Annotated in this window: 25 protein-coding genes; 17 read left to right on the forward strand and 8 right to left on the reverse strand. The window is 56.6% G+C overall.

Annotated features, from left to right (window positions below):
- Nucleotides 1-90: 90 nt before the first annotated feature.
- Both nrdD and ACQ4N8_RS12935 read right to left on the reverse strand, forming a co-directional pair.
- The gene (gene nrdD / locus ACQ4N8_RS12930) at nucleotides 91-2,280 is read right to left on the reverse strand and encodes an anaerobic ribonucleoside-triphosphate reductase (RefSeq protein ID WP_430704780.1); all 2,190 of its coding nucleotides are present in this window, start codon (nucleotides 2,278-2,280) and stop codon (nucleotides 91-93) included.
- Between the two features lie 384 nt (nucleotides 2,281-2,664).
- Entirely contained in the window at nucleotides 2,665-3,747 is a 1,083-nt protein-coding gene (locus ACQ4N8_RS12935; RefSeq protein ID WP_430704781.1) for a permease, read from the reverse strand.
- Nucleotides 3,748-3,955: 208 nt separating this feature from the next.
- Between ACQ4N8_RS12935 and selD the strand changes: the two genes are divergently transcribed.
- From selD to ACQ4N8_RS12960, 5 genes are all read left to right on the forward strand, one after another.
- Nucleotides 3,956-5,008, forward strand: a complete 1,053-nt coding sequence (gene selD / locus ACQ4N8_RS12940; RefSeq protein WP_430704782.1) for a selenide, water dikinase SelD — start codon at nucleotides 3,956-3,958, stop codon at nucleotides 5,006-5,008.
- Between the two features lie 21 nt (nucleotides 5,009-5,029).
- Nucleotides 5,030-6,073, forward strand: coding sequence for a tRNA 2-selenouridine(34) synthase MnmH (mnmH, locus tag ACQ4N8_RS12945; protein WP_430704873.1), 1,044 nt, complete (start codon nucleotides 5,030-5,032; stop codon nucleotides 6,071-6,073).
- Between the two features lie 217 nt (nucleotides 6,074-6,290).
- A complete protein-coding gene (locus ACQ4N8_RS12950) occupies nucleotides 6,291-8,642 on the forward strand; it encodes a YcdB/YcdC domain-containing protein (RefSeq protein WP_430704784.1) in 2,352 nt (783 codons plus the stop codon).
- Between the two features lie 132 nt (nucleotides 8,643-8,774).
- The gene (locus tag ACQ4N8_RS12955; protein WP_430704785.1) at nucleotides 8,775-9,620 is read left to right on the forward strand and encodes a DUF2785 domain-containing protein; all 846 of its coding nucleotides are present in this window, start codon (nucleotides 8,775-8,777) and stop codon (nucleotides 9,618-9,620) included.
- A gap of 32 nt (nucleotides 9,621-9,652) precedes the next feature.
- Nucleotides 9,653-10,144, forward strand: coding sequence for a tetratricopeptide repeat protein (locus ACQ4N8_RS12960; protein ID WP_430704786.1), 492 nt, complete (start codon nucleotides 9,653-9,655; stop codon nucleotides 10,142-10,144).
- Nucleotides 10,145-10,158: 14 nt separating this feature from the next.
- On the opposite strand, the gene ACQ4N8_RS12965 is transcribed toward ACQ4N8_RS12960, so the two are convergent.
- A complete protein-coding gene (locus ACQ4N8_RS12965) occupies nucleotides 10,159-11,385 on the reverse strand; it encodes an MFS transporter (RefSeq protein ID WP_430704787.1) in 1,227 nt (408 codons plus the stop codon).
- 206 nt (nucleotides 11,386-11,591) lie between these two features.
- Between ACQ4N8_RS12965 and ACQ4N8_RS12970 the strand changes: the two genes are divergently transcribed.
- From ACQ4N8_RS12970 to nagZ, 5 genes are all read left to right on the forward strand, one after another.
- Nucleotides 11,592-12,362, forward strand: a complete 771-nt coding sequence (locus ACQ4N8_RS12970) for a MerR family transcriptional regulator (RefSeq protein WP_430704788.1) — start codon at nucleotides 11,592-11,594, stop codon at nucleotides 12,360-12,362.
- A 145-nt stretch (nucleotides 12,363-12,507) separates the two neighbouring features.
- Entirely contained in the window at nucleotides 12,508-12,966 is a 459-nt protein-coding gene (locus ACQ4N8_RS12975) for a DinB family protein (protein ID WP_430704789.1), read from the forward strand.
- Nucleotides 12,967-13,040: 74 nt separating this feature from the next.
- A complete protein-coding gene (locus ACQ4N8_RS12980) occupies nucleotides 13,041-13,598 on the forward strand; it encodes a hypothetical protein (RefSeq protein ID WP_430704790.1) in 558 nt (185 codons plus the stop codon).
- Between the two features lie 22 nt (nucleotides 13,599-13,620).
- The gene (locus tag ACQ4N8_RS12985; protein ID WP_430704791.1) at nucleotides 13,621-14,199 is read left to right on the forward strand and encodes a TIGR00730 family Rossman fold protein; all 579 of its coding nucleotides are present in this window, start codon (nucleotides 13,621-13,623) and stop codon (nucleotides 14,197-14,199) included.
- 49 nt (nucleotides 14,200-14,248) lie between these two features.
- Complete coding sequence (gene nagZ / locus ACQ4N8_RS12990; RefSeq protein ID WP_430704792.1) at nucleotides 14,249-15,577, forward strand: beta-N-acetylhexosaminidase; 1,329 nt, start codon at nucleotides 14,249-14,251, stop codon at nucleotides 15,575-15,577.
- Between the two features lies 1 nt (nucleotide 15,578).
- On the opposite strand, the gene ACQ4N8_RS12995 is transcribed toward nagZ, so the two are convergent.
- Nucleotides 15,579-15,890, reverse strand: coding sequence for an MGMT family protein (locus ACQ4N8_RS12995; protein WP_430704793.1), 312 nt, complete (start codon nucleotides 15,888-15,890; stop codon nucleotides 15,579-15,581).
- Nucleotides 15,891-16,061: 171 nt separating this feature from the next.
- Between ACQ4N8_RS12995 and ACQ4N8_RS13000 the strand changes: the two genes are divergently transcribed.
- Nucleotides 16,062-16,805 carry a DUF1361 domain-containing protein gene (locus ACQ4N8_RS13000; protein WP_430704794.1) on the forward strand — a complete coding sequence of 248 codons (744 nt, stop codon included), beginning with the start codon at nucleotides 16,062-16,064 and terminating at the stop codon, nucleotides 16,803-16,805.
- Nucleotides 16,802-17,371, forward strand: coding sequence for a GNAT family N-acetyltransferase (locus ACQ4N8_RS13005; RefSeq protein ID WP_430704796.1), 570 nt, complete (start codon nucleotides 16,802-16,804; stop codon nucleotides 17,369-17,371). The genes ACQ4N8_RS13000 and ACQ4N8_RS13005 overlap by 4 nt, the downstream gene beginning before the upstream one ends.
- Nucleotides 17,372-17,514: 143 nt before the next feature.
- Here the strand turns inward: ACQ4N8_RS13005 and ACQ4N8_RS13010 are convergent, their stop codons facing one another.
- Complete coding sequence (locus tag ACQ4N8_RS13010) at nucleotides 17,515-18,324, reverse strand: histidinol-phosphatase (protein ID WP_430704797.1); 810 nt, start codon at nucleotides 18,322-18,324, stop codon at nucleotides 17,515-17,517.
- A gap of 48 nt (nucleotides 18,325-18,372) precedes the next feature.
- Entirely contained in the window at nucleotides 18,373-19,275 is a 903-nt protein-coding gene (locus ACQ4N8_RS13015; protein ID WP_430704798.1) for a LysR family transcriptional regulator, read from the reverse strand.
- A gap of 270 nt (nucleotides 19,276-19,545) precedes the next feature.
- Here ACQ4N8_RS13015 and ACQ4N8_RS13020 point away from each other — a divergent pair, with 270 nt between their 5' ends.
- From ACQ4N8_RS13020 to ACQ4N8_RS13040, 5 genes are all read left to right on the forward strand, one after another.
- Nucleotides 19,546-20,004, forward strand: a complete 459-nt coding sequence (locus tag ACQ4N8_RS13020) for a chemotaxis protein CheX (protein ID WP_430704799.1) — start codon at nucleotides 19,546-19,548, stop codon at nucleotides 20,002-20,004.
- A 228-nt stretch (nucleotides 20,005-20,232) separates the two neighbouring features.
- Nucleotides 20,233-21,009: an SDR family NAD(P)-dependent oxidoreductase gene (locus ACQ4N8_RS13025; protein WP_430704800.1), complete on the forward strand. Its 777-nt coding sequence runs from the start codon at nucleotides 20,233-20,235 to the stop codon at nucleotides 21,007-21,009.
- A gap of 140 nt (nucleotides 21,010-21,149) precedes the next feature.
- Nucleotides 21,150-22,613 carry a DEAD/DEAH box helicase gene (locus ACQ4N8_RS13030; RefSeq protein WP_430704801.1) on the forward strand — a complete coding sequence of 488 codons (1,464 nt, stop codon included), beginning with the start codon at nucleotides 21,150-21,152 and terminating at the stop codon, nucleotides 22,611-22,613.
- Between the two features lie 101 nt (nucleotides 22,614-22,714).
- Nucleotides 22,715-23,461: an ABC transporter ATP-binding protein gene (locus tag ACQ4N8_RS13035; RefSeq protein WP_430704802.1), complete on the forward strand. Its 747-nt coding sequence runs from the start codon at nucleotides 22,715-22,717 to the stop codon at nucleotides 23,459-23,461.
- A 2-nt stretch (nucleotides 23,462-23,463) separates the two neighbouring features.
- Nucleotides 23,464-24,684: an ABC transporter permease gene (locus ACQ4N8_RS13040; RefSeq protein WP_430704803.1), complete on the forward strand. Its 1,221-nt coding sequence runs from the start codon at nucleotides 23,464-23,466 to the stop codon at nucleotides 24,682-24,684.
- Between the two features lie 82 nt (nucleotides 24,685-24,766).
- Here the strand turns inward: ACQ4N8_RS13040 and ACQ4N8_RS13045 are convergent, their stop codons facing one another.
- Together ACQ4N8_RS13045 and ACQ4N8_RS13050 are read right to left on the reverse strand one after the other, a co-directional pair.
- Nucleotides 24,767-24,880 (reverse strand): sporulation protein YjcZ, encoded by a 114-nt coding sequence (locus ACQ4N8_RS13045; protein ID WP_430704805.1) that lies wholly within the window; start codon nucleotides 24,878-24,880, stop codon nucleotides 24,767-24,769.
- Nucleotides 24,881-24,990: 110 nt separating this feature from the next.
- Entirely contained in the window at nucleotides 24,991-26,289 is a 1,299-nt protein-coding gene (locus ACQ4N8_RS13050) for an aminotransferase class I/II-fold pyridoxal phosphate-dependent enzyme (protein ID WP_430704806.1), read from the reverse strand.
- Nucleotides 26,290-26,320 lie beyond the last annotated feature (31 nt).

The raw sequence follows: 26,320 nt of genomic DNA on the forward strand, positions 1-26,320 counted from the left end.
TAACGCCATGTTAAGGAAGGAGACTTTTTGTCGCATGCACTTCCGGGCAGTTACAAGCTCGTGACTTTAGTCATGAGTTGTTGACAAGCGTCACATATGCTTGACGCGGGCCAGCACTTCCCGCTGTTTCCCCGCGTTGAACGGCCGCTGGCTCGGCTCGGACAAATAACCGCAGCAGCGCCGGATCACCGACGAGGTTTTCGGATTGCGGTTTCCGCAGTTCGGACATTCAAAGCCCGTAGGGGTCGCTTCGAACTCTCCCTCGTAGCCGCACTCCAGGCATTTGTCCGTCGGGGTGTTCGTCCCGAAGTAAGGCACCCGCTCGTAAGCGAAGTCCCATACCGCTTCCAGCGCCTCCGGATTTTGCACCAGCGAGTCGAATTCGCAGTAAGTGATGAAGCCGCCGTTGGCGTAGACGGAATAATCCTGTTCGAATTCGATTTTTTCGAAGGGCGTCACCTTCTTCGCCACGTCCAGGTGGAACGAATTCGTGTAATAGCCTTTGTCCGTAATCCCCTCGAGGCTTCCGAAGCGTTGCTCGTCCAGCTTGCAGAAACGGTAGCACAGCGATTCCGCCGGCGTGGAGTACAGGCTGAAGCCGTATCCGGTTTCCTTCTTCCATTCCGCGGCTTTTTCGCTCAAATACCGCACGATGTCGAGTCCCTTTTGCCGCAACAGCCGATCATCGTAGATATGTTGGCCGTACAGCGACAAGATCGTTTCATGGATGCCTATGTATCCCAGCGAGATGCTCGCCCGGCCGTCCGTCAGCAAATGGTCGATGGTATCCTCCGGCTGCAGCCGGCTGCCGGCCGCCCCTTCCATATACAAAATGGGAGCGACCTTGGCTTTGACGCCCTTCAGGCGTTCGATGCGATACATCAGCCCTTCCTTGCAGACCTCCAGCAGCTCGTCCAGCAGCCGGTAGAAGGTTTGCTCCGATCCTTTTGCCCGAATCGCCAGGCGCGGCAGATTGGCGGTCACCACGCCCATGTTGAAGCGCCCGTCATGCAGCTCCCGCCCGTTTTCTTCGTATGCGCCGAGGAAAGAGCGGCAGCCCATCGGGAATTTGAACGATCCGGTGATCGCTTTGACCTTCGGCACCGAAATGATGTCGGGATACATGCGCAACGTGCTGCATTTCAGCGCGAGCTGCTTGATGTCGTAATTCGGATCGCCCGGCCGCAGATTCACCCCTTCTTCCAATCCGAAAATGAGTTTGGGGAACACCGGCGTTTTGCCGTCTTTGCCGAGTCCGCGAATCCGGTTCCGCAAAATGGCGATTTGGATCTGCCGTTCCTCCCAGCTTATCCCCCGCCCGAAGCCAAAGGTGCTGAACGGCGTTTGGCCGTTGGCGCTGACGAGCGTATTGATTTCGTACTCCAGCGATTGAAAGGCGTCCGAGGTTTCCTTTTCCGTCAGTTTTTTGGCATAGTCGAAGCATCTCGGATAACGTTCGTGCAATTTCGCATTTTCATAGGAAATATCGAGTTCGGCGATCGCCGCGCTATCCAGTTCATACAGCCACTCCAGGCCGTTCTTATAATGTTTGACAAAAGATTTCGCCACATAGGGCGCCAAAATTTGATCGATTTCGTTAATCGTGTTTCCGCCGTAAATATGACTGGCCACCTGGGCGATGATCTGGGCCGTGATGGCCGTCGCGGTCGTAATGGAACGCGGCGTTTCGATCTGCGCGTTGCCCAGCTTAAAGCCGTTTTCCAGCATGCCTTTAAGATCGATCAGCATGCAGTTGTAAATCGGGAAATACGGGCTGTAATCCTGATCGTGAAAATGCAGGCTCCCGTTGTTATGGGCTTCCACCACCCGCTTAGGGACCATGTAGGTCTGGGCGAAATCCTTGGCCATGATGCCGGCGAGCAAGTCCCTTTGCGTCGGGATGGTTGCTCCGTCTTTGTTCGAGTTTTCTTTGAGCACTTCCTCGTTCGTCAGCTCCAGCAGCCCCAGCACCTTTTTGTCCAGGCTGCTGCGCTCGCGCCGCTTCAGCGTCCGGATTTCGCGGTAGCCGATATACGCCTCGGCGGCGTCTTTTCGGCGGCTGTTCATCAGCGCGGACTGCACTTCGTCCTGAATATGCTCGATGTCCACCTTCTCCAGCTTGGAGATTCTTGCGGTCACTTTGTCGGCAACCCTTTGCGCTACGTCCATATCGATTTTTTTCTCCGTGCTGTTCATGGCGGCGCAGATCGCATCGATGATTTTCTGCCGGTCAAAGGCCACTTCGGACCCGTCGCGTTTAATGACTATCGTAACTATCACCCTCTGTCGTATTTTGCTCCGTGAGTATAGCATAAGGTGCCGAAAAAAATGGTGATGTCACGCACTGTTCATAGAACCGCTTATTGCTTATCGCTCGCCAAGCTTGGGCCGATCCGAGCAATAGCGGAAAAAAAGGGCGCTATTTCCGCCGCCTCGGCGATGTTTGAGCGAATAGCGGAACAAAAAGGCGCTATTTGCTCGAGAAAGGGAAGAAATCCATTGATTTCGACCGTTTCCGGAAAAATAGCGCCACAATTTACCGTTATTTCTCAGTTTCGAGCGGATATCGGCCGAATAAGGCCATTATTTACCGCTATTTTGCATAGGCAGCCAGCAACCGGCTACCGGTTGCCGGACCCGAGAGGCATGCCCCTTTGGCTCCCGCTACAGCACCAAAGCCCCAACCAACCCGGTCACGATGCCGAGGATAACCACCGAAGCGAACACGAACAGCAGCACCTTGCGCGGGAAGGAGCGGGACACCATCAGCATGGACGGCAGGCTGATCGCCGGAAGCGTAAGCAGCAGGGCGGCAGCCGGACCGGCGCCCAAACCAAGCGCGGTGAACGATTGGATGATCGGAATCTCCGCCGCCGTCGGGATGACGAACAGTGTGCCGACGAGGGCGAACAAGAGGATCTCCAGCATGCCGCCGCCAAGTTCCACCGGGAAAAGGACGCCTTGGAAAGCGCCGAGCAGCAGGACGGACAACAGGTAGGCCGGAACCACGTTCAATATCATCAGCCCGAGGCTTTTCAACCAGCGTACGGCAAACGGGCCTTCGTTCTTCGCCGCGGCTTCCGCCTCCGCTTGTTCCATTTCCGCCGGCACGGGCACGTCTTTTCCTTTGGCCAGACGATTCGCGAAGTAGCTAACCCCGAACGTCAGCAGGATGCCGAATACGAGGCGGAGTACGGTAAATTTCCAGGATAGTACGAAGGTCATAAAGATCAGCGTGGCCGGGTTCAGCACCGGATTCCCGATCCAGAAAGCCAGGCTGGCGCCGACGGATACGTTTCTTTTGCGCAGGCCGGTGGCGATCGGAGCGGCGCAGCAGGTGCACATCATGCCCGGCAGGGAAGCGACGCCGCCGAGGAAGGTGCTTTTGAAGCGGCTGCTGCCGAGCACCTTGTACAGCCACTGCGCCGGAAGCAGCACCTGAACGAGCGAACCGAGCAGGATGCCGAGCACCGCCGCTTTCCATACGGATTTGAAATAGGCGGCCGCATAATCGAGGGCCGCTCCCCAAGAAGCCGGGGCCGCCGCGTCCGCTCCGAGAATCGATGAACCGATCGAATGCTCGGTGGCGGCTTTGAACGCTTTTCCATAATAAGGCCACCACTTGACATAACTTAAGCCAGCGATGGCTATGATGAGAAACAGGATGATAAACAACGCCGTTTTGCGTTTATTGAAAGCGTGAGGCTGCTGCTGCGGAAAATTTCCGCCAGTCGATGATGAAACCATAAGCCCTAGTTCCCTCCACATAACGTTTAATATTTGATCCAACACACACGAAATATAGTATACCATACGTTGGCAAGCGATCTTTATCGGGAAAAGACGGGCCTGGCGCCGATCGGACGAGTTGCCTTTTTGGCCGCACCTGGAGTACGCTTTATATGATATATAGTTGATTTTCCTATAACGATGTAGGGAAGGAATGTGAGGATTTATGTCTACAGTTGAGCCTGTAAAATTAACGTCTCTTTCCAGCAAAGGGGGCTGCGGCTGCAAAATCGGCCCGGCCGACCTGATGCAGGTGATCCGGAGTCTCCCGCCGGCGGTACCGAATCCCGATTTGCTGGTAGGACTCGATACAAGCGACGACGCCGGGGTTTACCGGTTAAGCGACGAGCTGGCGCTGGTGCAAACGGTCGATTTTTTCACGCCGATCGTGGACGACCCGTATTCGTTCGGCCAAATCGCCGCGGCCAACGCGCTCAGTGATATTTACGCGATGGGGGGCAAGCCGCTGACGGTGCTGAATATCGTGGCTTTTCCGATTTCCACGTTGGATAAGAGCATCCTGGCCGATATCCTGCGCGGCGCAGCGGACAAAGTGCGGGAAGCCGGAGCCACGCTCGTCGGCGGCCATTCCATCGACGACAAGGAGCCGAAATTCGGCTTGGCCGTTACCGGCTTGGTGCATCCGGACAAGGTCAGAACGAATGCCGGCGCCAAACCGGGGGATAGGCTGATCCTCACGAAGCCGATCGGCGTCGGAATCATGACCACCTCGATCAAGAAAGACCAGCTCAGCGCGGAAGAGACAAGCCGCGTTACCTCCGTCATGGCGACGCTGAACAAAACGGCCGCCGAAGTGATGGAGCCGTATGACGTACGCGCCTGCACGGACGTGACCGGATTCGGCCTGATGGGTCATGCCCTGGAGATGGCCAAGGGCAGCGGCACAGGCATCACGATCCGTCATACCGCCGTTCCCGTGCTCCCTCGCGTCCGCGAATTAGCGGAGCAAGGTTTCGTCCCGGGCGGAACCAAAAACAATTTCGCCCACGTGGAGGCGGACATTACGTTCCCGGCTTCGCTGGATCAGACCGGCCGTTATATTTTGTGCGACGCCGTGACATCGGGGGGCCTGCTGATTTCGGTAAATCCGGAGCAAAGCGAACGGCTGCTGGCCGCCCTGCGGGAAGCCGGCGTGGAAGCGAGCCTCATCGGCGAGGTGACCGCCCAAAACGCGGGGCATATCGTGGTTGAGGAGTAGGAAGGGGTTTGGATATTGGATATGTTTCAGGATTTAAGCCTGGACGATTGGGCGGAGCAGCGAGAGAACGGGAAGGCGTTCACGATGATCGACGTACGCTCCCCTTCCGAGTATGCCGAATCGACCATTCCGGGCAGCTTGAATATTCCGCTGTTTGACGATCGGGAACGGGCGGAAATCGGAACTTTGTATAAACAAGTCAGCGTGGACGCCGCCAAGCAGCGCGGGCTGGAAGTCGTATCGGCCAAGCTGCCGGACTTCGTCCGCCGGTTTGCGGAAATTCCGGGCCGCAAGGCGGTGTTCTGCTGGCGCGGAGGCATGCGGAGCAGAACGACGGCGACGCTGCTGAGCCTGATGGACATTCACGCGTACCGTTTGGCCGGCGGTTACCGGGCTTATCGCCAATGGGTCGTCGGCTCGCTGGAGGACATGTCCTTCGTTCCCGAAATGACGGTGATCCACGGGAACACGGGCAGCGGCAAGACGCTGCTGCTCCGTAAACTCCAGGAGAAGGGGTACCCTGTAATCGATCTGGAAGGGATGGCGGGCCATCGAGGTTCCGTGTTTGGGCAAATCGGCTTGCAGGCCCGTAATCAGAAAATGTTCGATTCGCTGCTGCTGGAAGATTTGCTGCATTATCAGGACGCTCCCTATGTGTTGATGGAAGCGGAGAGCAAGCGGATCGGCAAAGTCGTGGTCCCGGATTTCCTCATCGCCAAAAAAGAGCAGGGCCGTCATATCCGCATCGAGCTGCCGTTAAGCGTGCGCGTTCAGATCATTTTGGATGACTACGAGCCGGGGAATCATCCGGATGCCTGTCTGCAGGCGTTTCGGAAAATCAAATCGAAGATTCACACGCCGATCGCCGCGGATATCGAGCAAAGCCTGGTTAACGGGCAGTATGACCGTGCGATCGAGCTTTTGTTGATCTACTACTATGATCCCCGGTACGCGCATACAGAGGATCAGTATACGGACGCGCAGTTTACCGCGATCCGCGCCCAAACGGTGGACGAGGCGGTAGCGGAGGCCGAACGGCTGTTGCCTAAGCCGGTGCTTTTGTAACGCCAAGCCCTCCATAAAAATGACGAAAACGACCCGTTTGTTTGGCAAGCGGGCCGTTTTTTTTGCCGTGGGCCACGAAAAAGGATGGTAAAAGCATACCTATGGATTTACAATTAGAGAGAAAAAATGGAAATGGGAAGGATGAAACGAGTTGCAGGATCAACGGCATTTTTCAGGAAGACCGGCAGAAGGATCCGGTAGGGGTCCGTCGGCGAAATTGGCATTCATAGGATTGATTGCGCTTTCAGTGGCGTTGCCCCAAGGCGCGGTTTTTGCGGAAAGCGGGGAAGGCGGCGGGTCTGCATCAAGCAGCACGGACGTAGTTACGGTTAATGCGAGTTCCGGAACGCCGCAGGCCAAGCCGGGGGACGTATCCGCGGATCCGGCGAAGGCGAAATTCACGAAGGAGCAGGCCATCGCCAAGGTGCGGGAATTGTTCCCGGCCTTGCAAACAGCCGAGGTTTCCCAAGTGGAACTCGGCGTCACCAACGTGTACCCGGCCCCGAAAAATCAGATGGTCTGGACCATCAACTGGACGGTCAAAAGCGGGAATTCGCAATACGGCTTTGACAGCCGGGTAGACGCAATGACCGGAGACTTGATAAGTACATATCTCAGTTTTCCGGTGGAGGGGAATCAAGGATACTACCCGCCGAAACTTACGAGGGAGCAGGCGTTGGAGAAAGCGAAAGCCTTTATTGCCAAGGCGGCACCCTCGCTCTCGGCCGACGAGATCAAAGAAGCCGAGTATGACGTGTACGGAGATATCAGGGCCTTATTCGGCCCCGTACAATACAGCTTTAGTTTCGACATCCTGAAAAACGGCTTGCCTTCTGGATTTGAAAGCCTCTACCTTTCGGTGAGCGGGGATGGAGAGATCACGCAGTTTTCCAGATCGGAAGAAAGCCTGCAATATCCGTCCTCGGTGCCGGTCGTTACGCAAGCCGACGCGGAGAAGAAGTTCCGCGAGGAATTTCAGGCGGAACTGGGGTACGTGCCTTTGCGCAAAGACGGCGTAATCAAGGATTGGGTACTTGCCTGGAGCCCTTCCGACAGCGCCGCCTCGTACATCCGGGCCGACAACGGGAATAAGATCGACTGGGAAGGGAAAGAGTTGGGCGCTGCCCCGATAACGTACAGCGACGTACCGACCGCGGCGAAAGTATTCGTGCCTAGAACCTCGGGAACGGAACTGACGTCCGACGAAGCCGCCAAGCTGGTAGAACAGGCTGCCTTCGTACCGGAGGGACGCAAGCTGAGATTTCCCAATCTGGATAAGGACTATCAAGCCCCTGAACGCAGCATGTGGCGTTTAAGATGGGAGGAAGGTCCGGAAGATGTTTTCCGCGCCGGTTTCCCTACGCAAACTTCGGCGGTGGTCGATGCCTTAACCGGCCAAATCGTGGAGTTCCAGATCGAATCTTATAATTACGGGCAACCAGAGAAGCCGATCGCCGCTCCTTCCGGAGCGGTCAAATTGACCTATGAAACGGCGAAACAACGCGCCTTGGAATGGGTAAACCTGTTATACCCGCAAGCGGACAAGGAATTGAAGCTGGTCGATCGAGGGGCGGAATGGAGCCGGATCTCGGACGGGGAGCAATACCGCTATCATTTCGATCGCTATGCGAACGGCTTGCCGATTCGCGACCAAGGCGTGTCGATCACACTGGACCAATATGGCCGTTTATTTTATTATTACGCCGATCATGGAGCGGTGCCGAAGGATCTGCCGGGAAGCGAAGCCGCTACCGTAACGGCCGAACAGGCGACCAAGGCCTATCTTGAGAATTACCGCCTGCAGCTGCAATATGCCCAAATCGGCGGATACATGACCGATAACGTGTATGTTGAGCCAAACGTGTATCTCGTCTATGCCGCCCAGCAGGAAGATACGAGTAGATCCTCTCAAGTGCTGGACGCCGTTACGGGCAAATGGGTGACTACGTTTGAGGATATCAGGACGATGGGCGGGGGAGAAGCGGCGGCTGCCAAAGACTTAAAGGGGCATTGGGCCGAACAGGATCTTGCGGCGCTGCTGCAATACCGCGTTCTGCAATTGGATGAGGCGGGAAACATCCATCCCGACGAGGTCATCACGGTCGGGGATTGGCTGAATATGATGGCGTCCGCCGCAAACCCGTATCATACGGCTTATGCCTCGGCTTCGCCGGCCGAGGCGATTGCCGGAATCCCGACGGATAGCGAATACTATTCGGCCGTGAGCTTTGCGGTGGAACGGAAGTGGTTCGAAGCGAAGGAAGTTGCCGCATTGCAGTTGAATCAACAGCTGACCCGGGAGCGGTTGGCCGTCTTGCTGACCTCGATGCTGCAATACGATAAACTGGCGAATTTCCTGGGGCAAGGTTCCGCCGTCAATGACTTCAGCGACGCCAAAGCGATCACCCGGTCCGGCGAGGTAGCTATCGCGGTGCGTTTAGGACTGCTGCAAGGGCAAAGCGGAAAGTTTAACCCGCAGCAGAAGGTCACCAAAGCCGAGGCGGCCTCCGTTATCATGAGACTGGTGAAGCTCCAGGGCAAGACGGATCAGCCGATCGGCCAGGAATAAGCGGATTCATTTGTCTTGAGGGTATAGAGGAGAAGTCCTTGGCGGCTTCTCCTTCTATTTTTGGGTTGAGCAACTGACCTCCGGCCGCGAGCCTGATTTCGGCCAAACGGTAGTAAAGGAGATATACATTAGATGGACAAGACGGATTCAGAGAAGTTATCGTTAAAAGATCAATTGCTAGGCATCCAAATAACAAACTATCAGATTCCCGCCTCGGCTTCGGCATTTGAAATGGCCCTGGCGATGATGGAGCGGATCGGCGACCCGGACCCCGTATTACGCGACGAGCTCATTTATAGCACGCTGCGGCACTGGATCCTGCAAGGGGTGTTTGTTGCGGGGCAACTGCGCCAGATGCTTTCCGCTTGCCTTGATGATCAGCATCTTTTTTACCGCGTCGGCGAGGAACAGACCGATTCTGTGTTTACGCGTTCTTTTTCGGTATTGATGATCCCTTTGATCATGCACGCCGATAGACAAGCGCCCTTCTTGGACGAATCGGATATTCAGATGGCGAGCCGCAAGCTGTTGTCCTATCTTCGCCAGGAAATGGATTTACGGGGGTATACCGGGGATACAGGTTGGGCCCATGCCGTGGCGCACGCCGCCGATGCGGTCGAGGACGTTGTCCAATCAAAGTTTATTCAACGGGAAGAGCTGGCGGGTTTTTTGGAGGCGTTCCAAGCTCTATTAATCCAGACCCGATATGCGTTCATTCATGAAGAGGATGAGCGAATGGTTACCGCCTTCGTTGCGATATTGAACAGGAACTTGCTTCTGGAAGAGGATATTTCCCGGTGGATACTTGAGCTTGGAGATATGCCGAGGGAAGGCCGAACCTCGGAGGACTTTGTCCTAATCATGAATGTAAAGAATTTTTTGAGAAGTTTGTATTTTCGGATTTTGCCCGATGAGCGTCACAACCCGTACACGGAAACGATTCGCCAAGCCCTTAACGGGCGGCTGTTCCATGATTGATCCTGGCGGCATGATAGGAGCGTTGAATAAATATGGAAGTATCAAGTCTTATCCATAAGGCCATCGAACGAAGAAACGCCGGTCAGGCGGAGGAAGCCCGCCTAATCCTGTTGGAACTGTTGGATACGGAGCCGGACAACCCCGAGCTGCTATGCCAATTGGCCTGGACGCATGATGTGCTCGGGCGCGAGCGGGAAGCGGTGCCGTATTATAAAAAAGCCCTAGTCTGCGGTCTTAGCGAGGAGCAAAGGCCCGGGGCGTTGCTGGGCCTGGGGAGCACCTACCGAACCTTGGGCGAATACGCCAAGGCGAAGAAGATTTTGGAACAAGGGCTCCGGCAGCATCCCCGCCGCAAGGAGTTTGGCGTATTTCTGGCCATGGCCTTATACAATCTCGGTGAACACGCGGAAGCGATGCGGCTGCTACTAACGGAGCTGTCGAGCTCGTCGGCGGAGGAGGGCATTCGCGAGTACGCCAGAGCCATCGGATTTTACGCTGACAAGCTGGACCAGGTGTGGGACTGAGGAGCGACAGTGCCCTATGCCTCACCTGCTGCGTTGCGATTTGTTCCGCGATAGGGCAGCAGTATCAGCAGTCCGGCTGCAAAACACCCCCCGGCTAACACGTATATCCCTTCCAGCGTCAGCACGCTTTTCAGCACGCCGACCAAACTCATCGCCAGCAACATCGCGCCGGTCATCAACGGCGTTCGAATGCCGGTCACCCGTCCGATATAAGCGGTCTCGGTCTGCTGCATGACAAGTGCATTGTTGCCGATAAATATAGCCGGTTGAAGCAAGGCGATGCCCAACTGGGCCAGCATGGTGAGCCATAGGGAGGATGAAAGGCCGGTAAGCGCGATGCCTGCCGCATTGGCCAGCAAACCGATCGTCAGCAGGCGCTGCGGCGCGATTTTGGCAGCGACCAGGAACGTAACCAGGCCGCCGGCCAGTTCGCCGAGCCCATAAGGAATCTGAATCCAAGACAAGGCCTCCGCTGGCAGGCCTAAACGCTCCGTGACGACAAAGATGCTCAAAGGAGATATCAGGCCGACGCCCAATCCAACGATCATAAAGCAAAGGCTGAGAGACAGCAGATTGCGGTGACCGGCGACGTAGCGCAAGCCGTCCTTCAGATCGACCCAGAGCGACCCGCGCGTCCCTTCCGGATCCGTTGCCTCTCTGCGATCGGCAGGCATGACCAACAGGGATACCGCCGAGAGCAGGAAGCATACGCAGGTCAACAGGATCGCCGGTCGGATTCCAAGCTGTCTGTAAATCCAAGTGCCGATCACCGGTCCGGCGATCATAAAGATCGAAAACAACGTCTGCAGCAAAGACATACAAGCGGTCGCCTCATCCCCCCGTAAATGCATTTTAAACAGTTTCATGCCGGGTGGTTGGGCAAACTGGGATAACACGGAGGAGCATAAAGTAGCGAAGAACACGGCCTGCCAGATCCCGTTTTCCAACCACAGAAAGATGAGAAACACCGACAAGGAGCTGAGCGACTCGCAGCATAGGATAGTTGCTTTGGGGCGCCAGCGGTCAGCGAAAGCTCCTCCGATAAACGAAAAAGCGAAGATCGGAGCATATTCGGCCACCGACACCATGGACACAGCCAGGGCGTCCCCTTCCGTCCGGTGCATGACGTACAACAGTACGGATAAATTACGGATCCAAATCCCCAGTTGGGAAAAAAGATTGGATACCAGCACGGCGCGTACGAACCGATTGCGAAATAACGAGATGGAGCTGCTTGGCATACGAAAAATCCTCCTTGAGATGAATGTTCGGACCTCATCTTAAGGGCTCCGGCAAGGGGAGGGTCAAACTTTTTTTGAGCTGGTTTTTGTCCTTGACCCTCCCCTTAGGGGAGGCCTTAAGATGATGAAGCGGACGAAGGGGGAAGACCATTCCCCTCCAGGCGAACGTCCAAAAGAGCATCCATGTAAATAAAGGAGGAACGTATATGCTTCACACGGTCAAAGAGGTCTCGGACCTTTCCGGGGTCACCGTCAAAACGCTGCATCACTATCACAAAATCGGCTTGCTGCCGCCCGGCGAAATCAGCGAGTCTGGATACCGGTTGTACGGAACGAAAGAATTGGAAAGGCTGCAGGAAATTTTATTTTACCGGGAGCTCGATTTGCCGCTGCAGCGAATCAAGCAACTATTGGAGAGGGAGCGGGACCACCTGGCGGTTTTGTCCGAGCAGAGGGAGCTGATGCGCGGCCGCAAGCAACGGCTGGAATCCATCCTGCAAACGCTGGAGAATTCGCTCGAGCGCTCGGCCAAAGGGGAACCGATGGACGGCGAGGATTTGTTCCGCGGATTTGCGAGCGAAACGGAGTGGCGGGAGGCGCTGAAGGAGCAGGAGCAGCATTTGCGTGAAACCTACGGGGTGGAAATTCCCGGAGATCAACCGATCGACGTGCCGGAAATGAACGAGCAGGCCAAGGAGGCTGCCGAATTTATGGGGGGGATGGCCGCCGGCTTGCAAGCGGGGGTATCCCACCTGGACGAGCAAATCCGGCAGCTGATCACCCGGCATCTGGCCTTCGTTGCAGAGTACGGACATCCCGCTTCCCCCGCCGATTTTGCGGCGCAGGCCCGCTTTTTCCTGATGGACGATTTCCATCGGAGCATGCTGGAGGTCCAGCAGACCGGCTTGGCCTATTATTTGCTGGCCGCCGCTGAGGCTTATGCGGAACGACCGGCCGGCGATGATCATGAATCGTGAACGATAGATCGCGGGCGACTCTCGGGACTGTCCCGGGAGTTTTTTTACATTCCGCGGGCTGAATTGGACCGGGAACTTATGGTAAAATCAGGTTACCGTGGGGGGCTGCGGCTCCCATGGCTATGTGCAGAGAGGAGAATGGCGGATGCTGAAGTTGTTCCAATACAATTGGCAGGTCAGGGATGAATGGTTTGCATGGTGCGAGAACGTATCCGCGGAGGAACTGCTGCGCAAACGGGTCGGCGGCGTCGGAAGTATTTTGCAGACTTTGTTCCACGTCGCCGACGTCGAATGGAGCTGGATTCGTACGATCCAGGGAAAACCGGATTTTGAGGAAGATTTCAAACAGTATATGTCTTTGGAATTGGTGAAAAAGCTGGCGGCTTCGTTCCACACGGAGGTTGAAGATTTCCTTCGAACCTGGAGCGACGAGATGGACGGCATTCCCGTCATCGACCCATGGGGGAGAGAGTTGACGCGCGGCGAAATCCTGCGCCATGTCATCGCCCACGAAATCCACCATATCGGCCAGCTGTCGATTTGGTCCCGGGAGCTGGGGCTGGTGCCCGTGTCGCCGAATTTTATCGAGCGGGGCATAAGATAACCGCTTTTTTTAACGCATAAAGGGCAACCTATCCATATATCCCTAAATAAACCGCACCCGAGGAGGAGCCCGCTTTGAGACAAAACATTCAGGTGCCCTTTGGTTACGAGCCGCCGGCGGCCAGCCGGAAAGGCACGATGATCTTCTACGATTCGTTTGAACATATTTCGGATCAAGCGCTGCAGGCTGCGGAGGCGGAGGCGGAAGCCCGCAAATTTGTGAAGCTGGTGCTGTATCCGCTGCATGACGAAACCGTGCGGCGGATGTCGAAGGAGCCGGTCAGCCCTTTTTACCGAAGAGAGGATCGGCTGCATCAATGGAAACGGGAGCATGACGGGAACCGAGTGGCGATCGCCGTGGAGGGATGGGAAGGCAAACGGAAGAAATACACGCCGATGGATGCGGCGCTCCGGCATCTCGCGGAGAAATACCCGGCGCCTCATTTCATCTACCTTACGCCGGAGTTGGCCAACCAGTTTGCTTCTTTCTCCTCCTTCGAGGAATGGATCGTCAAGCTCCGGCTCCTGCTGGCGGCAATGCCGGCCGTTCCGCACCCGAAATTGGCCCAATTCAGCCATCGCTGGAACATCGCCGGCGAAGCGAACGTCAAAGAGGAAGTTCTGCCGGATTAACCTGATGCAGGAGGGGTAGAGGATGAAATCGATTTGCGTTTTTGCCGGTTCGAGATTCGGGGAAGACGAGCAATACCGCATCATGGCGGAGCAGTTGGGAAGCGTCATGGCGCAGCAAGGCTATCGCTTGATATACGGGGGCTCCAGGCATGGGCTCATGGGCGCGGTCGCAGGCGCGGTCCTGGCGGCCGGCGGCGAGGCCGTCGGGGTTATGCCTTCCGGCCTGATTCACGGCGAAATGGCCCATCCGGGGCTGACGCAGTTTATCGAGACCCGCGACATGCACGACCGGAAGGCCAAAATGAGCGAGCTGGCCGACGGCTTTATCGCTTTGCCCGGAGGTTTCGGGACGCTGGAGGAGCTGTTTGAGGTGCTGTGCTGGCTGCAGATCGGCATCCATCAGAAGCCGGTGGGCGTGTTAAATGTCAAAGGCTATTACGAGCCGTTGATCGGATTAGTGGAATCCTGCATCACGGCGGGATTCGTGAATGAGGGGCATCAGTCCCTGATCAATATGTCGGAGGATCCGGGGGAACTGCTTACCCGGATGGAAAGCTTCGTTCCGTCCATTGCGGAGAAGAAATGGAAGCAAGAGGCTTAAGGTCGCCCCATAGGTAACAGCGGACATCAAGAAACGGGAGGCGCATAACATGAACACGAAACGAGGGAGAAGCATCCTGCCCTTTTTTTTGGCGGGCGTCGGTATGCTGTTGCTGTTGGTATTCCTGATCGGCGGGTGTGCCCCCCGGCAAGGAACGGCGGGCGGCGGGGAGGGAAGCGGGGCGTCCACGGCCGGGTCAGGCCAGGGGCAGGCAGCTCCCGCCTCTCCCGAAACGCCGGAGGCTCCCGTAGAGCCGGATGAACCCGCGCCGCCTTCGGACCCGGTTGCCGAACTGCTCGGCAAATTGAACACGGCGGAAAAGATCGGCCAACTCGTCCTGGTCGGCATGGACGGAACGGAACCGGATGGCGCAACCCGTTCCTTGATCGAGGACGACCATGTGGGAGGGTTTATCTTTTACAAGGACAATATCAAGGATGCCAAACAGGCGCTTAGCCTGTTTAACGGGCTGAAAGCGGCCAATCGGAGTCAGCCGGTGCCGTTGTTCCTTAGCGTCGACGAGGAAGGCGGCCGGGTCAGCCGCATGCCGGGAGAACTAACCAAACTGCCGACCGCCCGTGAAATCGGCGATACCGGCAGCGTAGAGTTGGCCGGTCGAATCGGCGGGGTGATCGGCGGCGAGCTGTCGGGCTTCGGCTTGAACCTCGACTTTGCCCCCGTGCTCGACGTCAACAGCAATCCCGAAAATCCGGTGATCGGGGACCGGGCCTTCGGCACGAAACCGGAGGTCGTCAGCCGCATGGGGATCGCCGTGATGAAAGGGATCCGCGATCAAGGCGTGATTCCGGTCGTCAAGCATTTTCCGGGGCACGGCGACACCTCGGTCGACTCGCATTTGGGCCTGCCCGTGGTCGAGCATGGCCTGGATCGGCTCCGCAAGCTGGAGTTGGTGCCGTTTAAGCAGGCGATCCGGGACGGCGCCGACGTTGTCATGATCGCTCATCTGCTGATGCCGAAGCTGGACCCCGAGCATCCGGCTTCCTTCTCCAAGGCGGTGATTCACGACCTGCTGCGGGAAGAGCTGGGTTTCGGCGGGATGGTCATTTCCGACGATATGACGATGGGCGCGATCGCGGAGCATTACGATATCGGTGAAGCCGCGGTGCAGTTTGTGCAGGCCGGCGGGAACATCGTGCTGGTCGGACATGATTACGCCAAGGAGCGGCAGGTGCTGCAGGCGCTGGCCGATGCCGTGAAATCGGGAGAGATTACGGCGGAGATGCTGGACGAACGCGTTTACGGCGTGCTCAAGCTGAAAGAGAAATACGCCCTGACGGACGATCCCGCCCCGGGCCCGGATGCGGACGGCATCAATCGCGAGATCCGCAACCTGCTCAAGCCGTATGGCTTGAAATGAACTAGCTTTCCGGGAAGTACTGGTAACGGGCCAAGTCAATTCGTCCGCCCGGCAGCACCTCCACGTCTTCCGCTTCGAGATTCCACTGTTGCTCCTGGCTGGACTCCTCATCCTGCAGCGCGATTTCTCCCTTGGCATTGACCACCCGGTGCCAGGGCAATCGGTATTTGCCGCTCATGCTATGCAGGATGCGGACAATCTGCCGGGCGGCGCGCGGGCTGCCTGCGGCTGCGGCGATTTGGCCATAGGTCATCACCTTCCCCGGCGGGATGGAGGCGATAATTTCGATCGTTCGTGCGGTAAACGGCTGCATGTTTCGTACTCCTTTGTCATCAAGGTATCTACTTCGATTTATACCATGTCAGCATTCCAAGTTCCAGAAGAGGTTCAGCAATGGAACTACCGCGGCACGGCAAGGAACGTAACTATCCGCCGGGGCGAATCGTTTATTGGCCATAAGGACCTAGACGGGAGGTACGGTATTTTGCAGCAGTGGAATGAGCTTGGTTATCCGGGCAAACTGTATTTATACGCTATTTTGTTTATCGGAACGGTGATCGGTATGTTCTATGTGGTCCACACCCGCCTTCCGGCCGGCGGTTCCCCTCCTTACCTGTTTATCATCTGGAATACGACCCTGGCCTGGATTCCGCTTGGCTTGGCCGTGATCCTTGACCTGATCAGCCTGATCCCGGCAAGGTTGGCGAAGCTGGGCTTGTACGCGCCGACGGGTCTGCTGTGGCTGTTTTTTTATCCGAACGCCGCTTATATGATCACCGATTTGCTCCATCCGTTTAACCGTTATCCGATTGCGGAAGGCAACAAGTTTTGGCTGGAAATTTCGTTTTGGGATCATCTGTTTACGCTTTTGTTTGCCGGGCTCTTGGGGCTGGCGCTCGCTTCCGTGTCCCTGGCGTCGGTGCATCAGCTCGTGCGTAAGGCGTGGGGGAGCCTGACGGGGTGGGGATTCGCCTTGATCGTGCTGCTCCTCAGCAGCTTCGGGATCTATCTCGGCCGTTTTATCCGCTGGAACAGCTGGGATCTATTGCGGGACCCGGGGTATGTGCTGCGGGAAACGGCCGCTTATTTCGGCGACGCCGCAAACCTGGAGCACGCGCTCTCGTTTTGCAAATGGGTTTTTCTGATTACGTTGTTCTGTTACGTCGTGCTGTACGGATTTAGCAGCTTGCGGAATTCGTTCGGGATGACCAAACGGGAGGAAACATGACGGGGATCAAGGAGCAGCTGCGGAGCCGGTTTCCGGTGCTGGAGAGCGAGCGGCTGCTGCTGCGGGGGCTGGTTCCGGAGGATTCCGAGGCGATGTACCGCTGCATGACCGATCCGGCCGTGCGGGCATTTACGCAGATCAATCCGGGCAAGCTATTGTTTCCGGGCCGTTTATACCGCTATTTTGAAGAGTCTTACCGGACTTTGCGCGATCTTCATTTTGCCGTCGAAAGCATGGAGGAAAGACGATGGATCGGGCTTTGCTCCTTGCAGTATTGGTCGGCGGAAGGGAAAACAGCGAGGCTCGGCTACCTGCTTGCCCCGGCGCATTGGAACCGGGGGTATGCGACCGAGGCGGCGCGTTGCCTGCTGGACTTCGGTTTCGGCACGCTCGGGCTGGATCGGATCGAGGCCCGTTGCCGCACCGATAATCCGGCATCGGAACGCGTTTTGCAGAAATGCGGGCTGCGTTTCGAAGGTCCGCTTGCAGCCGTAAGCCGCCGCGGAGAAGGGGATCCAAAGGCGCTGAAGCTATATGTCGCCGAGAGGAATTCCTTTGAAACGTAAGTGAGAGCTTTTGTTACACAAATGAAATATAGCTGTGATCAAACCCTAATAGAAAGAGGGTACACTTATCACATGACCCCCTTTTGAATATATATTTTCTTGGAACCCGGAGCAGTACCGCACGGGTTCCCTTTTTTTGTTCATTACAGCGGTACGGATACCCTCTGTTTATTCTTGAAGTACACCCAGTTCTTGAATCCGATTTCCTTTAAGCGTCTGGCCACGTCCTCCCACTCGTCGCCTACCCGGGCAGGCGTATGGGCGTCAGAGCCGAAGGTGACCTCTACGCCGAAATGCAGCGCCCGTTCGAGAATCGAGTCGGCAGGGTACCAGCCGCCGCTCAGCTTCGTTTTGCCGGAGGTATTGATTTCGATGGCAACGCCGTTTTCGGCGATGGTTTGCAGCGTATCGTCGATCGCCCGCGCCGCCGGAATGTCCGAGAAGGCCGGATAGTTGCCTTTCATGGCGTCGATATGCCCCAGGATCTGGAACATCCCGCTTTCTGCCGACTGCCGGATGAGGTTGTAATAAGCTTCTTTGCTGGCGGCTTTCTCTTTCGGGCCGAGGCCTTTCCAGCGGTTTTTGTTAAAAATGCTCACTTCCCCGACGCTATGCACCGAGCCGATCACGTAGTCAAAGGGATATTGATTTAGTGTATTCCGGTAGACTTCGGCATGTTCCGGGAAGAAATCCGATTCGATCCCGAGCAGGACGTCGATCCTGCCTGCGTATTCTTGCTTGAGCTTCAGCACTTCCTCGACGTAACCGGCAAAAGCTTGCTTGCCCATGGATATACGGGGAAACGGCTGGTCTTCCGGACTGCCGAAGTAAGGCGTATGATCGCTGATGCCGATCACCGACAACCCGGCGGCAAGGCCCGCTTCGATATAATCGCGAATGTTCCCGTCGGCATGGCCGCAGCGGAAATGGTGGGTGTGAAGATCGAATTTCATCGGATGGACCGCTCCTTTCTGGATAGGGATTCTGTTGCGTAGAATGGCTTACTCGGAACTGATGAAGTGGGTTTCCGGCATGCCCTTCAGGTCGCCCAGAAACTGCTGCATCGCCGAGTTGATGTAACGGCTGGATTTATAAATGACGCCAACCGGGTGCGTGACCTCGAGCTCGGGAATCGGCACGACCTTTAGCGTGCCCTGTTTCAGCTCGCGCAATATCGATTGCCGCGAAATAATCGCCGCGCCCAGGTTGATCTCGACCATCCGTTTGACCTCTTCGCTGCTGGACAGCTCCATGACGATATGCGGCTCGATGTCATGCTGCTTGAACACGTCGTCGATGAACCGGCGCCCGACCGTATCGGGGGAAAGCATGATTAGCGGTACTTCGCGCAGCGAATCCAGCGTCGGCGAGGTTTGGCTTGCCAGAGGGTGCAGCGGCGAAACGACGAATTCGAAGGTATCGTAATATAGAACCGAAGACAGGACTTGGGGGTTATTTTCGATCAAATAACCGATCCCGATATCGACGAGCCCCTGCTCCACGTTTTGGTAGATCAAGCTGGAAGGCATGGATTGGATGGTGGTTTTGATCAGCGGGAACTGGTCCTGAAAATATGACAAAATCCGCGGCAAAATCTGAATGGCGATCGACGTCGTGGTCCCCAGTACGATATGGCCCTGCGGCGTGTGCTCCATATCGGACAGCTTTTGCTTGAGCTCTTCGACGATATCCAGGATACGTTCCGCCTGTTCGAGGAACACTTGCCCCCGGTCCGTCAAGGTTACCGGTTGGTTGCGGTCGACCAGCACCGTCCGGAACTCGTCCTCCAGGCTTTTGATTTGGGCCGATACGGCAGGCTGGGTCAGGTTCAGCAGTTCCCCGGCCTTACGGAAGCTTTTCGTTTTGGAAATGGTGATCAATGTCTCTAATTGACTAATATTCACCGGAATGCCTCCTTTCTTTCCCGTTCCTCGGTAGCCGCCTCATCGACGGCTTTCCTATGATTTAAATAATTATAGGTGATTTTCCTTCGTTAAATCAATGATGCGCCGTTTGGCACCCTTCGACAATACCTAATCCGGAATGTTCGCCTAAACCTCAAGATTCGATTTTTAATGACTTATTAGTAGGAATAAAGTATAATTGTTTTTAACTAAAAGATGGGTCTTTTGTATCGATAAAGTTATTCTCCTAGTGAAAAGGGGCGCATAATTTTGAAAGCAGAAGTGATAAATCCTTTTCTTGAGTCCGCGCGTTCGGTCATTGAACAAGTTGTTCAAGTTTCTCCTTCCACCGGGAGCATGGGTGTCAAAGACGTGATTCCTGTACAGGATCATATTTGGATACAGATCGGCATGTCCGGTCACTTCAGCGGAATGGTTGTGTTTGGACTGGAGGAGACCGTGGCGCTCCGCATCGTTTCGGCGATGATGGGCGGATTCGTACTGACGGAAATGGATGAGATGGGACAAAGCGCGATTTCGGAGCTGGGCAATATGATCAGCGGGAATGCCAGCACGATTTTGTCCAACCAGGGCTTTGCCGTGGATATCACGCCGCCGCAGGTCATCAAGACGGAAAAGGCAACCCATATGAGTCCGCGCAAGGCGTTGTGCATTCCGCTGCTCATGGACGGGATCGGCCAATTGGACATTCAAGTGATGATCTCTTAAGATAGGATCAGGAAAGCTTGAAAACCGATTCAATGAAGGTTCAAAAAGTCAGGTTTGGAGCACCGAGAAGGTTGGAAGAAGTTAGGGCATGAGTAGCAGAGCGTAGGAGACCTACGTGAGCAACGGAAGGCCCGGCTGAATTCAAGATTCGACGTCGATTAAGCTTCTTGATCTGCTTCGTGATCGAAGGATGACTTTTTGAACAACCTCTTGAAAGGAAGTATAGTTATGTCGTTAACGGGCAAGATCGTCGTGATCACCGGCGCTTCCAGCGGGATTGGGGCCATGGCGTCGCAGATGCTCTCAGAGCGCGGGGCCGTCGTCGTGTTGGCGGCTCGTTCGGCGGACAAGCTGAAGCAGGTGGCGGCCGGCATGAAGGGGCCTTACAAACTGCTGGAGATGGATGTAGGCGACGATATCTCTGTCCAAACCGGCTTTGAACAGGTATTTGCCGAATACGGCCGGGTCGATGGCCTGCTGAACAATGCGGGATACGGCAAATTCGAGTACCTGGATCAAATGACGGTTGCCGAATGCGCCGAGATGATGAACGTGAATTACATAGGCATGGTCAGGTGCACCAAAGCCGTGCTGCCCGCCATGAAGTCCGCACGTTCCGGCCGCATCGTCAACGTAGCTTCGATGGCCGGCAAGATCGGTACGGCGAAATCGACGGCATATACGGCAACCAAGCACGCGGTGGTCGGATTTAGCAGCGCCTTGCGCCAGGAGGTCCGGGAGTACGGCATTACGGTGTCGACGATAAATCCGGGGCCGATCGATACACCGTTTTTTGACCTCGCGGACCCTGACGGGGGATACGTCAAGAATGTTCAATGGCTGATGCTGAAGCCGGAGCGCGTTGCCAAGGCAATGGTATCGGCGCTGGAGAAAGGTCCGCTTGAGGTGAATTTGCCCTGGATTGCCGGGGTGGGGGCGAAATGGTACCAGATGTTCCCCCGTTTGGCGGACCGGTTAAGCTATCGGATGCTGAATAAGAAATAGCCTGCCTGCGAAGGCAGGCTTTTTGCATGTTCGGGGTTTGAATTAAGGTATTCATTTGTTGTGACTCATGCTTATCGCATATAATGAAAATATTGGCAATGGACAACACGTAATTTATGAAAAATAAAGGATGAGCCTCTATGACAACAAAAACAACGTTTGCCGGTTTGGGCATCGGAGAAATTCTCACGGCAAAACTGATGGACTATGATATAGCCGAGCCGTCTCCGGTACAGGCGGAGTGCATTCCTGCAGCCCTGGAAGGCCGGGATATCCTCGCACAGTCGCAGACGGGTACCGGGAAGACGCTAGCCTATCTGCTGCCGCTGCTGCAATCGATCTCTCCGGGGGAGAAAACGCTGCAAGGGTTGATTTTAGCCCCTACCCAGGAGCTGGCGATGCAAATCCAGCGGGAAGCGGAGAAATACGGAGAAGCGCTGGGCATTACCTCCCAGGCTTTGATCGGAGGAGCGGCGATCAAGCGTCAGCTGGAAAAATTAAAGCTTCACCCCGAGCTCGTGGTCGGTACGCCGGGACGCATCCGCGAAATCCTCGCGCTGCGCAAGCTGAAGCTGCATACGCTGCGTACAGTCGTCGTAGACGAAGTCGACCAAATGTTCCAGCTTGGCGGAACCGCCGACGTGGAGCAGATTTTGCGCGGAACGCTGCGGGAACGGCAGCTGATGTTCCTCTCGGCAACCATCAACCCGGAGATCCGGGCGTTGGCCGCAAAAGAAATGAAGGATCCGTTTGAAGTCGGGATCGAACCGGAGCAGCGGACGTCCAAGACGCTGGAGCACCTTTACTTCGTTTGCGATCCGCGGGACAAAATCGATATGCTGCGCCGGATCGTGCGCCATTTCGAGCCGGAGCGCGCGATCGTCTTCATCAACAACACCGATCAGATCGCCGAGGTGGAAGCGAAAATGAATTATGTCGGCTTGAGTGCGGGCGCTTTGTACGGGGATGCCGACAAGACGGCGCGCAGCTTGACGCTGAAACGGTTCCGGGAGGGCAAAATCCGCCTGCTCGTAGCCAGCGACGTGGCCGCTCGAGGGCTGGACATCGAGGATCTTACGCTGGTCGTGAACCTGGACCCGCCGATCGATTCCGAGCACTACGTCCACCGGGTCGGACGGACGGGCCGGATGGGCCGGCACGGTCTAGCCGCGTCGATCATCGCTCCGCAGGAAGAGTTCATCATGCGCAAGTTCTCCCGGGAGCTGGGCATCCGGATCGAGCCGAAGGTGCTGCACGGCGGCAAGGTGGCGGGAGCCGAAGCGGTTCCGGGCGCGAAGCGGAACCCTCGCCCGGCGGGAAGCGGCAAAGCCGGCGTGGGCTTAGGCGCCCGCCGCGGCTTGGAGCCGGGGGCGGGCCGTCCGGCCGGCGATGAAGCAGAGCGGTCCGGCGGACGGGCCGCTGAGCGCCCGGATCGCCAGTCGGGGCCCGTGCGCGTCTCCGGACGGACGGGAAAACCGGCGGCCACCGGAAACGCTGGCGTGCGGAAGGCGTCGCCGACGGCCGAAAGGAAGAAGGAGCGCCTGCAGGACCGCAAGAACAAAGGGGCTCCCAAGTGGTTGAAGAACAAGCCGCCGCGCGAGTAGACGGCATTCGAATCGCCGAACCGTGTTCACGAGGCACGATCGAAGGCTAGGCATGAGGTGTAGGAGTTGTACTCCACGTTTGGGGTTGGGAGGAGTTAAGATTGAGTGAATTGCCAATATTGCAGGTTGAGGAACTGAGCGGAGGCTACAGCCTGGGCCGTCCCGTGCTCCATGACATCAGCTTCGAAGTGAAGCCGGGCGAAATGGTCGGCCTGATCGGTCTGAACGGCGCCGGGAAGAGCACGACCATGAAACATATTCTCGGGCTGATGGCGCCGCACCGGGGAGACATTCTCATCTCCGGCAAAACGCGGAACGAGGAGCCGGAAGCTTACCAGTCTTCCCTGGCGTTCGTCCCCGAGTCTCCGCTGTTGTACGAGGAATTGACCGTCCGGGAGCATCTCGAGTTCGCGGCCCGGGCCTACGGCGTCGAGCCGGGAGCCTACCGGGAGCGCGCCGAACGGCTGCTGAAGCTGTTCCGGATGGAGGAAAAGGCGGACAGCCTGTCGATGCATCTGTCCAAAGGAATGAAGCAAAAAGTCATGATCATGTGCGCTTTCGTCGCCCGGCCGCCGCTGTACATCATCGACGAGCCTTTTCTGGGGCTCGACCCGCTTGGGATCCGTTCGCTGCTGGATTTCATGCTGGAGATGAAGCAAGGCGGCTCGTCGATTTTGCTCAGCTCGCATATCCTGTCGACGATCGAAAATTACTGCGACCGCTTTATCGTCCTGCACCAGGGTAAGGTGCTGGTGCAGGGGACGCTGGCCGAAATCGGCGAGCAAGCGCGCACGCCGGGAGCCGCGCTGGAGGAAATTTTCTATGCCTTAGTGAAGGACGGGGAGTGACGATGGAACTTCGAGCGCTGCGCAGCCGGCGAAAGGCGTCTTTTTGGGGCAAGGTGCTCCCGTTTTTGCCTTACGTGTTCCAAAGCGGCGTCGCCGTGCTGCTGCTGCTGTTGATCATCGCGTTCTCCGCCTGGTATACGGCTTTTCTGCAGAACCTGCCGGCCGGCCTGCCGGTCCGTTGGATCATGCTGCTCCTATTGGGGCCGCTGACGGTGCACGCCGGATTCCGGACCTATGTACAGCCGGCGGACGTGATTTTTCTGCTTCCGCAGGAAACGAGGATGCAGGCGTATCTGGCGCCGGCTTTCCGCAGCGGCCTTATTTATAAGCTGATTGGATTATACGTTGTGCTGCTGCTGGCCTGGCCGCTGTATCAACGCAGCGGCGGGACGATTCATCATCCGCTGTGGCTGATGGCCTTGGTGCTGCTGCTGCTCAAAGCTTTAAGCGCCTACGGAACCTGGCAGGAGCTGCGGATCACGACATCGCGGGCCAGAGCCGGATACCGGCTGCTGCGCTGGTGCTTCATTCTGCTGATGGTCGCCGCATGGGTCTGGCAGCCAGCGTGGAAAAGCGCGTTGTTTACGCTGCTCGTCAGCGTGAATTACGTGTTGATCCTGCGCTTTCCGATGAAGCATCGCGTCCCGTGGGATAATCTGATCGCCGCCGAGCGTTCGGGCGCGGCGCGGGTGATGCTGATTCTGGGCTGGTTCGTTGAGGTGCCGGCCGAAGGGCAGAAGGTGATCCGGCGGCGCTGGTTATCCGCGATAGGCAACGGAATTCCGTGGAATCCGGCGGACGCTTACCGCTACCTGCTGGTCAAAACCTTTGTCCGCAGCGAACTGCTTGGCATCGTGTTCCGGCTGACGTTGCTCGGCATGCTGTTGACCGGGTGGAACGACAAGTCATGGCTGGGCGCCGCCCTCTACCTCCTGTTCGTGTTCCTGACGGGAACCCAGCTGGCCTCCTTGCGCCAGGTCCACCGGGATTCGCCGGCAGCCTCTTATTATCCGCTGCCGGCCGGAGCCCGGAAGGCCGCCTCCTTGCGCCTGACCTCGCGCCTGCTGCTCGGGCTGGCCGTGCTGCTTTGGCTGCCGATGCCGCTCGTGCCGGGCGGGGATGCCGCGCTGACGTTTGGTTCCCTGGTTGCCGGCATCGTGCTGGCGCTGGGAATGCGGGCCGCCTGGTCGCGCAAATGGCGGGAAGAGGACGAGGACGACTGAGCCTCGCGCTGGCTGAATCACCATAAAAACGGACCGCTTCCCAGAATAAAGGGAGGCGGTCCGTTTTTGCTTGATCGTTATTTTAGTACAGGATGGAACGACTTACGATAACCAACAGAATAAAGAGAACCAGGATTACGCCAGTGCTCGTGAACAGGCCGCCGTATCCGCCTCTTACTTCTTCTACACCGCTCATTTTCATTCCCCTTTCCCATAAATCAAAAGTGTAATCGTTACACCCCTATTGTATGAATAAGGAAGAGAACGTGCGTGGGCCATCATGGCCGTTAACGGCTGCGCGGCCGCCTATTTCGCCTGGAGATCCTGAACCCCGCGGTAGACCAAGTCGAACAGATCCTCGAGGTTTTCCTCCGCGATGCAGGAGAAGGCGATCCGCAGGTCGGTTTCGCCCAGCGCGATCGTGCCGACGCCGTATTGATGGATCAAATGCAGGCGCAGCGCCTCCGCGGAAACGGTCTTGAGCTTGAGGCACATGAAATAGCCGGAATTAAACGGGTAGTATTCCCAAACGTCGCCGTACTTGCCGCTATCGAGCAGCGCTTTGACTTTGTTGGCCCGGCCTTTCATCACCTTGAATTTTGCCTCCTTTTGCGCTTCGAAATCCGGCGATTTCAACGCTTGGAGCACAAAGGTTTGCGAAGGGTGCGGTCCGCTGGAAATCGTCGCGCGGATGATGCCGAGCGTTTTTTGCTCCAGGGCGGTTAGTACGTCTTTATCTTCGGAGGCGTAAGTGATGAACCCGACGCGGAAGCCCCAAACGTATTCTTCTTTCGTCGCGCCGTCGACCTTCACCGGCAAAATGCGCGGATGCAAGCCGGCCAGCTTGCCGAATAACGATTCTTTCAGCGATTCCTCGAAGAACAATCCGAAATAAGCGTCGTCCGTTACGACGACCACGTTGATGCCCGCTTCGGCGGCGGCTTGAATAGCGGCAACGATCTCGTCGCCTTCCTTCGCGCCCGGCGTATATCCGGTCGGGTTGTTCGGGAAGTTCAAAATGACGATCGCTTTGCCCTTGTCCTTCTGGGCCAGCAGCGCTTCGCGCAGGCCGGCGCTGTTGAACGTCATCCGTTCGGTGAACAGCGGAAAATGAACGATCTCGGCGTGACGGCGAATCCCGAAGGTCAGCTCGTAGTTTTCCCAGTTTTTATCGGGGAAAATGACGGCATCTCCTTCCTCTACGAACAGGTCGGCCACAATGCTGAGACCATGGGTCAGCGCGTTCGTCACGACCGGATTGCCAAAGCTTTTGCCGGCGAGCGACGGGTTCTCCTTGATCATTTTGTCGCGCCAAACCGAGCGCAGCTCGGGTTTGCCTGCCGGCGGGGCATACGGGTACAAATCCTGCGGTTTATAGGCAGACAGCGTGTCCTGGATCGCCGCGAGATGCATCGGGCCGCCGCTTTCGGTGGCGATGCCGATCGTGGCGTTATATTTTTTGGCGTGGGCCGAAGCTTCGGCGGATTGGCTCAAAATGCCTTCCTTCGGGAAATAGATCTCTTTGCCCAGCGTCGACAGCATATCGTACACATGGATATTGCCGGATTTGACGTTCTCGTTTAATTGCTCCGCTAGTGGGTTCATCACATTCATCCTTCCGATCGGTTTGATATTT

Origin of the sequence: Paenibacillus macerans, from assembly GCF_050565405.1 — a bacterium.
Taxonomy (GTDB): domain Bacteria; phylum Bacillota; class Bacilli; order Paenibacillales; family Paenibacillaceae; genus Fontibacillus; species Fontibacillus macerans_B.